Genomic DNA, 14,288 nt, shown 5'->3' with positions numbered 1-14,288 from the left:
CGACTGAACAACTGTCTCAGAACTGCTGTAACTGGCAAATGTGTGAGGGTTGAAATGTGGTATAGTGAGCGTCTTCTGGGAACAACTGCACTTGCAGGCCTCGCGTTTGCCTGTCTGTTCAGCCTTCAGGTGGAACGGGCAGATGCACAGACGGTTATTACCGGTACCATTAACAACCCTCCCTTCACAATCAATGGCTCAAATGGTTTACGCATTGGCCAAAACGGTTCTGATGGAACATTGAATGTATTCGCTGGAACCACAGTCCCCATCGGGCAACTTGTAGAGATTGGCGTTGTGAACGCGAACGGCACATTGAATGTTTTTGATAGTGCGGTGGTTTTCCAATCAGGCTCGTTCGCGTTCATAGAGGTTGCAAACGGCGTCAACGAGGGCACCATAAACCTTTACAATAACGGCCAAATTTTTGCTCCCACATCTGACATGGTTTTAGAAGGTAAAGGCACCATCAATATAGGTGGACAGGAAGGCGCTGGTGCTCTTGCCACCGGCTTTCTGGAAGTCGATGACCTTTACATGCTGAACGGCTCAAAAATTGTGATCAACACCACGAGCACGGGAGGCGATCATCTAGTCGCAGATCTAACCTCAGTCACTTCGGGCGCTGGCGAAGTCCTTTTTGAAAATGGCTCCACTCGCCTGATTGGAAACAACAGCCAGTTTTCAGGAAAAATGTTCTTTGATGAAGGTGCAACCGTCACGTTCACAAGCACCAATGCAGTTGGAAATGCACAGCTCGACTTTGTCGGCGGCACTTTTGTTTCAAATAGCAGCCTAACCGTAGAAGGCGACATTGAAGTCACCAATGTGGGCGCTACAAACGATGCAACCTTTGCAACCTCGTCAGGCAACCTCACCCTTGCAGGAGATATGTTTGGTAACGGCAAAGTCAGGTTTGAAGGCAATGGCGTAACCATTCTGTCGGGCAACAATTCCTGGACCGGCGGAACGGACATTAATGGCACAGAAGTTCAGTTTTCAAACGCGTCCAATCTGGGCAACAGCGCGATTGAACTGAACAGCGGCCACCTCACATTTACCGGCTCTACAGCAACAATCAACAACCTCATCGATCTGGATGGAACCTCCTCAATTGAGGTTGGCACGAACGACACCCTCACTGTCAGCAATGATATCAGCGGGTCTGGTCGCTTAAAGAAACTGGGCAACGGAAAGCTCGTTCTTGATGGAGCGGGTAGCAACTTCAGTGGTGGGCTGGATCTGGCAGACGGCACCGTAGAGTTTGGAGCAGCTGCCAACATCGGCAGCGGAAACATCATCTATTACGGTGGTGATCTAAGCTATATTTCTGGCTCGGATGCAACCATATCAAACACGTTTGAGATGCATAATGACGGCAATCTTGACGTGCAATCCGGACGTACTCTGACGATTACAGGTGACATCGTTGATGGCGGCGGTTCACCCGGCAAACTGACCATCGGCTCCGGCGGCACAGTTGACCTGCAAGGCACCAACACATTCTCAGCCGGTCTGGTCGTTCACGAAAACAGCACAGTTGGCTTCTCTGACTCTGACGATCTTGGCAGTGGCACTGTTGAGCTCGACAACGGCAACCTCACCTTTAACGGAACCACTGCAACAATTACCAACCTGATTGATCTGGACGGCACATCATCCATGACAGTCGGGTCCGGTGACACGCTCACCGTCAGCAATGATATCAGCGGGTCTGGGCGGCTGAAAAAGTTTGGTGATGGAACGCTGGTTCTTGGTGGAGTGGGCAGCAACTTCAGTGGTGGGCTGGATCTGGCAGATGGAACTGTGCAGTTTGGAGCAGCTGCCAACATCGGCAGCGGAAACATCATCTATTACGGTGGTGATCTGAGCTACGTGTCCGGCTCGGATGCAACCGTCTCAAATACGTTTGAAATGCACAATGACGGTACCCTTGACGTGCAATCAGGCCGCACCCTCTCAATCACCGGCAACATCGTTGACGGCGGCGGCTCACCCGGCACGCTGACCATCGGTTCCGGTGGGACAGTCAATCTGCAAGGGACCAACACATTCTCGGCAGGCCTTGTCATTCAGGAAAACAGCACTGTCGGTTTCTCAGATTCCAATGATCTGGGCACTGGCACAGTTGGACTCGACAACGGTAACCTCAACTTCACCGGAACCTCCGCAACAATCGCAAATACGATTGAACTGTATGATGATAGTAGTCTTGACCTGCAATCCGGGCGTACTCTGACAATCACAGGCAACATCGTTGACGGTGATGGCACACCGGGCTCCTTCACCATCGGCTCCGGCGGCACAGCCAATCTGCGAGGAACCAACACGTTCTCAGGCGGTCTGATCGTTCAGGAAAACAGCACAGTTGGCTTTGCAGACTCCGATGATCTGGGCACAGGCGCGATTGAACTCGACAGCGGTAACCTCAATTTCACCGGAACAACCACGACGATTGCCAATCTGATTGATCTGGATGGAACATCATCCGTGACAGTGGGCTCTGGTGATACCCTCACTGCAAGCAATGACATCAGTGGTACTGGGGTGCTGAAAAAACTCGGGGCAGGAACGCTGGTGCTGGGTGGAGCGGGCAGCAGCTTCAGCGGCGGTTTGGATCTGGCAGCCGGTACTGTGGAGTTTGGAGCAGCAGCCAACATCGGCACAGGTGACGTTCTCTTTTACGGTGGTGATCTGAGTTATATTTCTGGTGCAGATGCGACCATCGCCAACGATTTCAAGATGCACGATGACGGTACGCTTGATGTGCAATCCGGACGCACCCTGACACTGACTGGTGACATCACAGATGGCGGCGGCACACCGGGGTCTCTCACCATTGGGTCTGGCGGTACGGTCAACCTGCAGGGCGACAACAGTTTTTCCGGTGGCCTCATTGTTCAGGAAAACAGTTCCGTCGAGTTTACCGACCCAGACCGCCTTGGGCTTGGCACAACCACCCTCAACAATGGTAACCTGCTCTATCAGGGTACTACAGACGTCAATCTCTCAAGGATTGCTATCGCCAGTGGCACAAGCAACACAATCGATATTGATGACAATACGGTCAATCTGGAAATCTCCTCCAACCTTTCCGGCTCTGGCAGCTTGTCCATCGATGGTGGCCAAACAACCACCCTAACCGGCACCAACAGCTCATGGACTGGTGATCTTGGCATAACCGATACCGAGTTGATCTTCAGTGACGGCACCAACATCGGCAACGGCAATGTCGGCATCACGCTGAACTCCTCAACTCTGACCTACACCGGCGGCAGCACGGTCACCATCAATGAACTGGCGTTTTCCGGCGCCGGGAACGTGGTTGGAACGACCGACATCGTTGGCCAGATCAACATCATGTCCGGGCTGACCGGTTCGGATCAGGTTACCTTCACCGGCCCGGGTGAAGTCAATCTGCTTGGCGACAACTCAGGTTACACAGCAGATATTGAAATCGACACCGGCACGCTTGGTCTGGAAGGCTTTTCTACCTCGGCCATTGGGTCTGGCAACGTGATCGTAAATGGTGGAACTCTTTTCTATCTGGGCACAGGCAGCGAAACTGTTGATACGACCAAGCTGCAAGTGAACAGCAATGATAATACCATCGACATGGCAAACGCAGGTGCAACCCTCACCTGGACCGGAGATGCCACTCCCGGTGGAGGTACCTTCCTAAAGAACGGTGCAGGTACGCTTATCCTATCAGACGGCACCAAATCTCTGGTCAGCTCCACCATTAACGGCGGCACCATGCGGATTGGTACGTCCTTAACGGATAGTTCTACTCTTTCAGGTGATCTGACCGTGAACGCCGATGGTCGGCTCGAGGGGTACGGCACAGCCAGCGGCAGTGTGACACTTAACGGGGGCATCATCGCACCCGGAGCGTCCTTCGGTACAATTACGCTCGGCAGTCTGGATGCGACGGGCACTGGTGGCACGCTGGAAATGGAAATCGGCTCTGATCCGGTTTCTGGAATGGCAAACGCGGATCAGATCCAGATCCTCGCAGGTGGTAGCGTGGACCTGAACGACGTTGCGCTTGATCTCGTCAACGTTATGGGTCCAACACCGGTCAAAATCGGCGATGAGTTCGTCATTATCGACAATCTCTCCGCACCGGGGTCAGAGCCACCGACAGGCACGTTCAGTTCAGTCAGCCACGATATGTTCATGTTAGATGTAAACGTGCTCTACGGTATTCCCGGAGACGGTAACGATGTCGCGATCCAGTTCATCCGAAGCTCCAACAATTTCAATGGCCTGGCAGATACACGCAACGAACATTCAGTCACTCTGGCGCTTGATACTATCAATGAAAGCGGCGATCTCTTCACACAGCTTGCTCCCATGAACAACGCTCAAATTAAAGCTCTTCTCGATCCCCTCGCCGGTGAAATCAACGCTTCAACCCGTGCAATCCTTCTCGCCGACAGCCGCTTCCTGAGACAAGCGGTGAATGACCGCCTTTACAAGGCCCACAGCGCTTTTGCTGCAGACGTGGATGACAACACCGTTTCCCGCACGGTCAGCAACTTTGCGATGTGGGGACAGGTCTACGGCAGCTGGGGTCAATTCTTCTCCGATGGCAATGCCCGCACCACAGGCAGAAGCGTTGGCGGCGTTCTGGTTGGTGTTGATGCGACTTACTTTGACATGGTGCAGCTGGGTGTGGTTGCAGGCTTCGGCAGAACATCCATCGACATCAGCTCCATCGACGCCTCATCTGACAGTGACAGCTACAGTGTCGGCGGCTACGCCAGCGCCAATCCAATTGACAACGTCAAGCTGCGCGGAGGTGTTGCCGGTACATGGTACAACATTGCAACTGATCGCGATGTAAGCCTCTTCCCGGAAGAAACGCTGTCATCTGACCAGTTCGCCGGTTCTGTGCAAGTGTTTGGTGAGCTTGGATATACGCTGGAAAGCACCTACGGTAATCTGGAGCCTTTCGCAGGAGTTGCCTATGCTTATCTCTCCGGTCCCGGCTTCAATGAAACCGGCGGTGCAGCAGCACTCAAAGCAGATGGACAATCCAACTCCCTCACCTTCCTGACACTGGGAACACGCGGCGAGTTTGACCTTTCCAACTACCTTTATGGGGACACAAGCTTTGTTGGCTTGGCAGCCTGGCAATACTCTTCCGCCGATACGCTCGACTACACCCAAAGCTTCATCGACAGCGGCAACCCCTTCACCGTCGCCAGCGTCCCAATCGCCCGCAACGTGGCCCTGATCGAAACCGGCCTTGAATCCCGACTGGCCGAGCACATCCAACTCAACATCAACTACTACGGCCTCCTCGCCGACCAAACCCTAGACCACGGTGCCAACGCAAGACTATTCGTGCAGTATTGAGGGAAGCAGTAGTGACATGGACCTGAGTAAGCAAAAAATTCAGGTCCATGTATGAACGTATTACCCAATCAACTCCTCACTCTCCCCGTCAAATAAACACACCCTTCCCATGTCTACAGAGAAGGTCATGCTCTCTCCCGGGTCACACGCAAATAAGGGGGAGACCCGGGCTTTGGCGGGGTGGTTGGCTAGGCGGATGAGGCAGAGAGTGTCGGCGCCAGTGGGTTCCAGGAGGTCGACGTCGCATTCGATTTCCGGGTTTGTGGAGCCTACGAAAGCGTTGTGGGTGATCATTTCGGGGCGCAGGCCGAGGATGATTTTTGTGTTCTCGCGTGTTTCGAGTTGTTTTGAGTTTGGCAGCGGGAGGAAGTAGTTTTTTGGCTCGCCCTTCAGAACGGCTGGCAGGATGACGCCGAACTGGTCTTCTTGCTTCACCAGATCCACTTCCACAAAGTTCATTGGTGGTGCGCCGACGAAGCCGGCGACGTACATGTTTGCCGGTTTGCTGTAGATCTCTTGCGGAGTGCCGATTTGCTGGATCACGCCGTCTTTCATGATGGCGATGCGGTCTGCCAGCGTCATGGCCTCGATCTGGTCATGGGTCACATAAACCATGGTGGCCTTGAGAGACTGGTGGAGCTTCTTGATCTCTGTGCGCATTTCGCCGCGCAGTTTGGCGTCCAGATTGGAGAGCGGCTCGTCGAACAGAAAGATCTTGGGGCGACGCACGAGGGCACGACCCATGGCCTGTCGCTGGCGCTGTCCGCCGGAGAGTTGCGCTGGTTTGCGGGCAAGCAGGTGCTCAATTTGCAGCATGCTGGCGACTTCGCGGACGGTGGCTTTGCGCTCTTCCTTGCTGATCCTTCGCATTTCCAACCCAAACGCGATGTTGCGCTCCACCGTCATGTTTGGGTAGAGCGCGTAGCTCTGGAATACCATGGCGATATCGCGGTTCTTGGGATGGACATCGTTGACCACTTCCCCATCCAGCCGGATGGTGCCATCTGCGATGGGTTCCAGTCCCGCAATGATGTTGAGCAGCGTTGATTTTCCGCAGCCGGAGGCGCCGAGCAGGACGAGGAATTCGCCATCTTTTACATCAAGCGAAATGTCCTTCAAAACTTCGGTTGAGCCAAAGGATTTTGAGGCATGTTCGATGGATATGGTCGCCATAAATGAGCCTTTAGCCTTTGACTGCGCCGGCGGTGAGCCCGCGTACGAAGAACCTGCCTGCGATGATGTAGACAACGAGGGTTGGCGCGGCGGCTATGAGCGCGGCTGCCATGTCCACATTGTACTGTTTTACGCTGGTGGTGGAGTTGATGAGATTGTTGAGCGCTACTGTTACCGGCTGAGACCCGCCTGAGGTGAAGCTGGCGCCAAAGAGGAACTCGTTCCACACCTGCGTGAACTGCCAGATGACCGAGACCACGATGATGGGAACAGAGAGCGGCAGCATGATGTGCCAGAAGATGCGGAAGAACCCTGCCCCGTCCATTGTGGCTGCCCGCACCAGCTCTTGCGGAACAGAGACGTAGTAATTGCGGAAGAATAGTGTGGTGAAGCTGATGCCGTAGATGGTGTGCACGACGATCAAGCCAGTGATGGAGTTGGCGATGCCCAGATAGCCAAGGGTTTGGGCCATGGGCAGAATGACGATCTGGAACGGGATGAAACAGCCGAACAGCATCAGGGCGAAGATGATGTTGGCTCCGCGGAAGCGGAAGAGCGACAGCGCGTAGCCGCTTAAGGCGCCGATCAGGGTTGAGATCACCACCGATGGCACGGACATGATCACTGAGTTTAGGAAGTACGGGCGCAGGCCCTCGCAGCGTACGCCGATGCAGGCGCTGGACCATGCCTCGCGCCAGGCGGTGAAGTTGAGCTCGTGTGGCAAATCCAGCAGGGCTCCGGCGCGGATCTCGGCTAGATCCTTCAGCGATGTAGAGAGCACCACGTAGATTGGGCCCAGATAGAGCACGGCGGCGGAGAGCAGCAAGGTCCAGATGAAGATGCGGCCAAGCAGGTGGCGTTTGCCGTTGGCTCCGGGGAGTGTTTTGGGCTCAGCCATGTCGCTTTGCCCTTAACTCTGAATAAAGATAGGGCACGATGATTGCGGCAACGGTGGCCAGCATCATCATGGCGGAGGCGGCACCAAGGCCGATCTGGTTACGGCGGAAGGCCATCTCATACATGAAATTGGCAGGCAAAGTGGAAGAATAGCCCGGGCCGCCGTTTGTCAGCGCCACCACAAGGTCGAAGCTCTTGATGGATAGGTGCGCGAGAATGACGAAGGCGGAGAGGAACACAGGTCTCAGCGAGGGCAGGATGATGCCGAAGTAGATGCGTGTGGTGCTGGCCCCGTCCAGATGAGCGGCGCGGATGATATCCTCATCGACAGTGCGTAGGGCGGAGAGGAACAGGGCCATCACAAAGCCTGATGCCTGCCAGACCGCGGCGAGGACCACTACATAAATTGCCATGTCGCGGTTGACGATCCAGTCGAACTGGAAACTCTCCCACCCCAGTTTTTGCATGTAGCTTTCAATGCCGAGGGACGGGTTCAGGATCCATTTCCACGCTGTGCCCGTCACGATGAAGCTGATCGCCATGGGGTACAGATAGATCGTGCGCAGCGCCCCTTCTGCGCGGATACGCTGGTCCAGCAGAACGGCCAGCACGCAGCCAATGGTGATTGAGAACAGGATGTAAAGACTGCCGAAAATCAGCAGGTTATCGAAAGCCACATTCCAGCGATCCATAGCCAGCAAGCGCACATATTGCTGGATGCCCTGAACATCAAAAGTGGGCAGCATGCGAGAGTTGGTGAGCGAGATGATGCCCGTCCACGCGATGAAGCCGTACACAAAAAACACGAGGAGGAGGAACGGCGGAGCGACCACCAGTTGCGGCAAATATCGCTGCAATCTGTCTAAAACAGACATCTGCTGCTTGCGCTGCTGGGGGTTGGACATAAGGTTCTCTTTGCTCACTGGGTGCTGCGGTCTTATCAGGATCTACGCTTTACTCTGACTGCCCTAGGGAAATCAATCTGCTAGGATTACGGTCTCGGCAAGTTGATTGACAGCCTCTTGCGAAGACATATCCGTATTGAAATGCTCTGTGACCACATCCAGAAAAGCCCCACGCACGGCGCCGGACTGTACAAGCTCGTGAGCGATGGAGCCAACCACGGTGCCCCGGGCCTCATTGAGAAGAAGGTCTTCGCTGGATTTCATGGCGCATTCATCAAAGCCATCAAGGCTCACGCCTAGTCGGGCAGGAATGGAGCCTTTCAGCAGGTTGAAGTCCTTCTGCACCTGTTCATCCAGTAGCGTAGAGGCCATCAGCTGCTGTCCGGCTTTCTGATCTGGGTCTGAGACTTTGAACATGGCGAAGCTGTCGGAGTTGATGATGTAACCACCCTTGGAGGGGGACGAGACGCAGATGAAGTCTTCACCGTACTTAAGACCTGCTGTCAGAAATTCGGCCTTGGCCCAATCGCCCATGATCTGCATGGCCGCCTCACCGCGCATCACCATGGCGGTGGCAAGGTTCCATTCGCGGCCCGGAGCGCCGGGGTCCACATAGGTGCTGAGCTTGCGCATCTGGTCGAACACCTTGATCATGGTGTCGGAGTGCAAGGCCTCCTGATCCAGATCCAGATAGACCTTCTTGTAAAAATCCGCGCCGCCGATCCCCAGCAACACCACTTCAAACAGGGTAACGTCCTGCCAGGGCTGTCCACCATGGGCGAGTGGGATAATGCCAGCGGCCTTGATCTTTTCTGCGACCTCGTTGAACTCTTCCCATGTTTGCGGAGGTGTGACGCCGACCTGATCCAGCACTTTCGGATTGGCCCAGATCCAATCCACACGGTGGATGTTCAAAGGCACGGCAACATATTTACCCTGATACTGGACGGTTTCTTTCAAAAGGTCTGGCAGCAGCTCATCCCAATTTTGCTGCTGTGCAATAGCATCAAGCCCTTCAAGCGCGCCCACTTCGGCCCATTCCTGAATGTTCTGGCCTTTGATCTGGGCAACGGAAGGCGGCACTCTGGCCAGTGCGCGGGCACGCAAGACGGCTGCCATGGCGTCTCCGCCTCCGCCAGCAACGGGCGCATCATCCCACACACCGCCACGGGCCTCAAACGCTTGCTTGAGCGAAAGGGCTGCACGTGCTTCTCCGCCTGATGTCCAGAAATGCAGAACTTCAGCGGTTGGTGCGGCTTGTGCCGTTATGCTACCGAATAAAACAGCAAGTGCGACCAAGCTGAGACGCGGGCTGCCCATTACATTCTCCCGATGGGTATTCTCAAGGACGCTTCTAGCAAACTCTTTCTTCAATTTATCGCGTATAAACACACAATCCAATGAACTTGCACGTGCAAGACAACCTGACGCATACACATTCCTCTCGCGACGGCCAAATGTTTTGTTATACAGCACTGGGCCAGAGTGAGCTGGTTGGGACTGAAATGGGTACACCGAGGTATGATGCTCTCGAATAAAACACTGCTGATTGTTGACGATGATGAGGAAATCGCCAGCCTGACGGCAGACTTCCTGAAAGATCGTGGGTACACCGTGTTCACCGCCAACTCTGCGGAGGAAGCGATTGAGCTTCTGGACACCAACCACATTGATCTGATGGTTCTGGACATCATGCTGCCGGGAGAAAACGGGCTGACGTTATGCCAGCGCGTGCGCCAGACCTCCAAGATGCCGATCATCATCATATCCGCTATTACGGGTGATACAGAACGCATTGTCGGGCTGGAACTGGGCGCTGATGATTATCTGGAAAAGCCGTTCAATCCGAGAGAGTTACAAGCCCGTATCTTCGCCATTTTCCGCCGTACAGAGGATGTTGAAACAGCAGCCGCGCCCAAGGCGCAGCGCTTTGAATTCGCCGGTTGGAAACTGGATGAAGCAACGCGTCATTTAACAGCACCAGATGGTGTGCTGGTGCATTTGAGCTCTTCCGAGTTTGACGCTCTGCTGACCTTTGTGAAGGCGCCGCAAAAGCCGATCTCTCGTGACACGTTGGGGCGTGTACTGCGCGGGGCTAAGGTGGATTCTCACGATCGCAGCATCGATATTCTGATCAGCCGCCTGCGCAAAAAGCTGGCACAGACGGACCCAAGCACGGACTTCATCACAACAGTGCGCCATCAGGGCTATCTGTTTTCTCAAAGCGTAACGCGGGTGTAGGTCCATGGCACTGAAAAGAGCGTGGCCATGTCAGGACTGATCCTGAGCCTTCTGCCCAGATCCCTTGAACGCCGTATGGTTGTGGTTCTCATCACCGCCGTGCTCTCGGTCTTCGTGGTTTTAGGGCTAACGCTCAACGCCTACAACACGCGCGAATTGGCACTGGCGAACTCTTTTGAGGCCGGTGCGGAACTGAGCCAATACATTCGGGGCACTGCACCTGCTCCTTTTGCGGGCAAGTTTCTGCAGGTTGTTGAAGCTGCCCCGTCAATACCATCAGACGGTGTCTCGACCCTTCCGATCCGTATTGGTGATGAAGGCTCATCCCTAACCGCAACTCTGGTGTTTGAAGGTGCATTGCCTCGGGTTGATCTGATCACCCGGGATCAACGAAACCCGATTTATCAGGTTGATAATCTTGGTGCCTTCGCTCTGGCTGTAACACGGCAGGATAAATCTGCTCGGCTCTATCTGACGCTTCCAAACCAGCAAGGCAATCGTCTGATCACGTTCCCGAAACTGTGGCAGGACCGGATGACAGAGCCGGTGCTCTTCATCATCGCCGCGCTTTGCATCACTCTGGTGTTTGTGCTGGCCCGCAGCCTCATTCACTACACCGCCGCTCCGTTCCGGTCCCTGGCAAAGTATGAGCGTGCCGAGCTGAAACCTTGGGACACCGAGGAAGCCGTTGCCCTGCAGGATACGCTGGTGCGAGAACAGGAAGCCCGCGCGCAATTGCTGGAAGAGCAAAAGCGGATGCTAGCCTCCATCAGTCATGATCTGCGTACACCTGCCACCCGTCTACGCCTGCGGCTGGAGCAGATCGAATCCACGACCCTGCGCAATCGCATGCTGCATGATGTGGAAGAGATGACCCGCCTCATCGCAGCCTCCCTTGATTTCCTCCGCTTCAACGCCTTGCTGGAAGAGCCTCAACACCTCTCCCTTGCAGCGCTGCTTCAGTCTCTTTGTGATGACTACATGGACACGGGCAATGATGTTGTGTTCGTGCCTCAACGCCATAAGCTGACGGACCAAAGCCGCAATATCTTTGGTGGTGGCGGTGAAGTTGAGCTGGAAGTTGAAGGCCGCGCTGTCATGAATGGCCAACCGACGGCCCTTCGCCGAGCCTTTAGCAATCTCATTGATAATGCGCTCAAATATGGTGGCGCAGCCACTGTGGAGATGCAAAATCTTGAGAATGATCAGCTGCTTGTTTCCATCAGCGATCCCGGCCCCGGCATTCCCGACCATCTGCATGAGAAAGTGTTTGAACCCTTCTTCCGCAATGACAGTGTAGAACGCACCCGCTCTTCCAGCGTGGGCCTTGGCCTGTCCATCGTCAAACAGATCATCAACGCCCATGGCGGCGAGATCAGCCTTGGCGAAACGCCAGAAGGCAAGTTTTGTATTTTTGTGAAACTGCCGCGTGAGTTGTAGGCGCAGCCGCGCTCTGCGTAGTTTTCCTCATACCACCTGCCATTTTGGGGAAAGACCCGCAAAAACAACCTGTAATGTAACAAGTTGATACATCAGGTTTGCGAGCAAGGCACTTTCATGATTTCCCTAGGACATCATTTAGAAATCCGTCGTTAAAAGCGGAAGGTACCATCGCTGCACTTGGCAGTGTGACCCGGACTTTAATGGAGTACAGGATGAAAGCGTTATTCATTGGTCAGTCTTATATTGACGTGACCTTTTTGTCAGAGATCATGCCAGAGGGTGATGAGAAGGCAATTGCACAGGATTACGCTGTTAGTTTTGGTGGCAACGCTGTCACCGCGGCTTTCGTCTGCGCAAAGCTGGGCATTTCACCTGACCTGCTGTGCTCCATGGCAGACGATTGGCTATCTCGCATGTTCCGCGATATGGCCGCGAAATACTCCATTCCGATCCACAGCTGCAAAGTGAAGGAAAGTTCTCTCTCCTTCATCATGCCAAAAGACGGCAAACGCGCCATCGTGCGCTGCCGCGACAATGACTTCCTGCATCCGGTTCCTGAACTCAACCTGGCAGGTTGTCAGGCGCTGCACGTAGACGGTCACATTCCTCATGCCGCTTTGCACTACGCCAAACTTTGCCGCAAACACGGCATCCTGACATCTCTGGATGGTGGTGCCGTTCGTGAGAACACCGAGGAACTGCTCGACTACATTGATGTGGCGATCGTTTCTGAGTTGTTTTGTGAGCAGCTTGGCAAATCACCGGAAGACACACTGGAATATTTGCGTGCTAAAGGCGTGAAGGTCGGTGGTGTCACTCAGGGTGAAAAAGGCCTGCTGTGGTACGAAGACAAGTGCCCGATCAAGCGCCAAGCCGCTTTGAAGGTGCCAAAAGAACGGGTCATCGACACCAACGGTGCAGGTGATACTTTCCACGGTGCCTATGTCTATGCATATCTGGCAGACCCAAAAGGTTCTTGGGAAGATCACTTCAAAACAGCGCGCGCGGCTTCTGCCCACGCCATTCAATTCCTCGGCAACGAGGCCTCCCTGCCGACCGTTCTTGACCTCGACAACGTGCAGAAGAATTTTCCAGCGAGTGATGCGTAATATGAATTCTGTTCAGCCTGTTAAAACGGCTCTTGTGGGCTTTGGTGTTTCTGGCCAAAGCTTCCACGCACCTCTGCTGACCTTTGTTGAAGGCATTGACCTTGCCGCGGTGGTTTCCAGCAAGCCGGACCTTGTCAAAAGCAAGTTGCCCGACTGCACGCCATACACTTCCTTTGAAGATGTGTTGGCACAGACGGACATCGAGCTGGTCGTTCTCAGCCTGCCCAACACGCTGCATTACGATCACGCTAAAAAGGCTCTGCAAGCTGGCAAGCATGTGGTGGTTGAAAAGCCCTTCACCATCACCAGTGCGGAAGCGGAAGAGCTGATCGACATTGCAGAGCAGAAAGACCTGAAACTTTCCGTCTATCACAACCGACGGTTCGACTGTGATTTCCTGACGGTTCAGGACCTGATGGAAACAGGTCGTCTCGGCAAAGTGCACTCGTACCTGTGCAACTACAATCGCTATCGCCCGGACATCAAAGGCCGCTGGCGGGAACAGGATATCCCCGGTGCGGGCATCCTGTATGATCTGGGTGCCCACGGCATCGATCAGGCGCTGAGTTTGTTTGGTACGCCAAAATCCGTTCAGGCAAAACTTCGCGTTCAGCGTAAAGAAGCGGCAGCGGTGGATCACTTCCACCTCGTACTCGGCTATGACGACTGTGATGTCATCCTGCACGGCAACTGCCTCAGCACAGAGCAAGGTCCACGCTTTCAGGTGAGCGGAGATAAAGCCACCTACATCACCTATGGCATGGACCCGCAAGAGGACATGCTGAAGGCTGGCGACGGACCTGCAAGCCCAACCTGGGGTATTGAAGCTGAAGACGACTGGGGCACGCTTTATGACGAGACGGGTGAAGGTACGCCGGTACCAAGCCAGAAAGGTGGATACGAACGGTTCTACGCTGGTATGCGGGACGCCATTCGCAATGACACCGCAGTCCCAGTCTCCCCACGTGACGCGATGCAGACCATCCGGATTATTGAGGCTGCTTATCTGAGCGAAAAAGAAACCAGAACTGTCTTGCTCTGAAGATCAAAATTAGACCTGCGGCGGCTCTTTGCTGGCGCAGGTTCCTCTATCCGCAGCTCAGCACATAAGCGCGCACCAAAACACGCTTTGAACGCAAAATTCACAAAACGACGC

The 14,288-nt window shown here is 54.5% G+C and carries 9 protein-coding genes; 5 read left to right on the top strand and 4 right to left on the bottom strand.

The window, feature by feature from the left end; all coding sequences use genetic code 11:
* Positions 1-54: 54 nt before the first annotated feature.
* A complete protein-coding gene (locus tag PsAD46_RS09365; protein WP_063306669.1) occupies positions 55-5,364 on the top strand; it encodes an autotransporter domain-containing protein in 5,310 nt (1,769 codons plus the stop codon).
* A 60-nt stretch (positions 5,365-5,424) separates the two neighbouring features.
* On the opposite strand, the gene PsAD46_RS09360 is transcribed toward PsAD46_RS09365, so the two are convergent.
* The 4 genes from PsAD46_RS09360 to PsAD46_RS09345 form a co-directional block, all read right to left on the bottom strand.
* The gene (locus PsAD46_RS09360; protein WP_063306668.1) at positions 5,425-6,537 is read right to left on the bottom strand and encodes an ABC transporter ATP-binding protein; all 1,113 of its coding nucleotides are present in this window, start codon (positions 6,535-6,537) and stop codon (positions 5,425-5,427) included.
* Positions 6,538-6,547: 10 nt separating this feature from the next.
* Positions 6,548-7,435, bottom strand: a complete 888-nt coding sequence (locus PsAD46_RS09355) for a carbohydrate ABC transporter permease (RefSeq protein WP_063292226.1) — start codon at positions 7,433-7,435, stop codon at positions 6,548-6,550.
* A complete protein-coding gene (locus PsAD46_RS09350) occupies positions 7,428-8,339 on the bottom strand; it encodes a sugar ABC transporter permease (protein WP_063292227.1) in 912 nt (303 codons plus the stop codon). Before PsAD46_RS09350 ends, PsAD46_RS09355 begins: the two co-directional genes overlap by 8 nt.
* A gap of 72 nt (positions 8,340-8,411) precedes the next feature.
* On the bottom strand, positions 8,412-9,659 hold the full coding sequence (locus PsAD46_RS09345) for an ABC transporter substrate-binding protein (RefSeq protein WP_063306667.1): 1,248 nt from the start codon (positions 9,657-9,659) through the stop codon (positions 8,412-8,414).
* A gap of 201 nt (positions 9,660-9,860) precedes the next feature.
* On the opposite strand from PsAD46_RS09345, the gene PsAD46_RS09340 reads away from it, so the two are divergent.
* The 4 genes from PsAD46_RS09340 to PsAD46_RS09325 all read left to right on the top strand — a co-directional run bounded on the left by PsAD46_RS09340 (position 9,861) and on the right by PsAD46_RS09325 (position 14,174).
* Positions 9,861-10,580, top strand: coding sequence for a response regulator (locus PsAD46_RS09340; protein WP_063306666.1), 720 nt, complete (start codon positions 9,861-9,863; stop codon positions 10,578-10,580).
* Between the two features lie 27 nt (positions 10,581-10,607).
* The gene (locus PsAD46_RS09335; RefSeq protein WP_063306665.1) at positions 10,608-12,020 is read left to right on the top strand and encodes a HAMP domain-containing sensor histidine kinase; all 1,413 of its coding nucleotides are present in this window, start codon (positions 10,608-10,610) and stop codon (positions 12,018-12,020) included.
* A 215-nt stretch (positions 12,021-12,235) separates the two neighbouring features.
* A complete protein-coding gene (locus tag PsAD46_RS09330) occupies positions 12,236-13,132 on the top strand; it encodes a sugar kinase (protein WP_063306664.1) in 897 nt (298 codons plus the stop codon).
* Position 13,133: 1 nt separating this feature from the next.
* Positions 13,134-14,174, top strand: a complete 1,041-nt coding sequence (locus PsAD46_RS09325) for an oxidoreductase (protein ID WP_063292231.1) — start codon at positions 13,134-13,136, stop codon at positions 14,172-14,174.
* Positions 14,175-14,288: the final 114 nt, after the last annotated feature.

It is taken from the genome of Pseudovibrio sp. Ad46, from assembly GCF_001623065.1.
Classification (GTDB): Bacteria; Pseudomonadota; Alphaproteobacteria; order Rhizobiales; family Stappiaceae; genus Pseudovibrio.
Note: the sequence above shows the minus strand (reverse complement) of the source record. Positions and strands in the feature narration are given on the sequence as shown.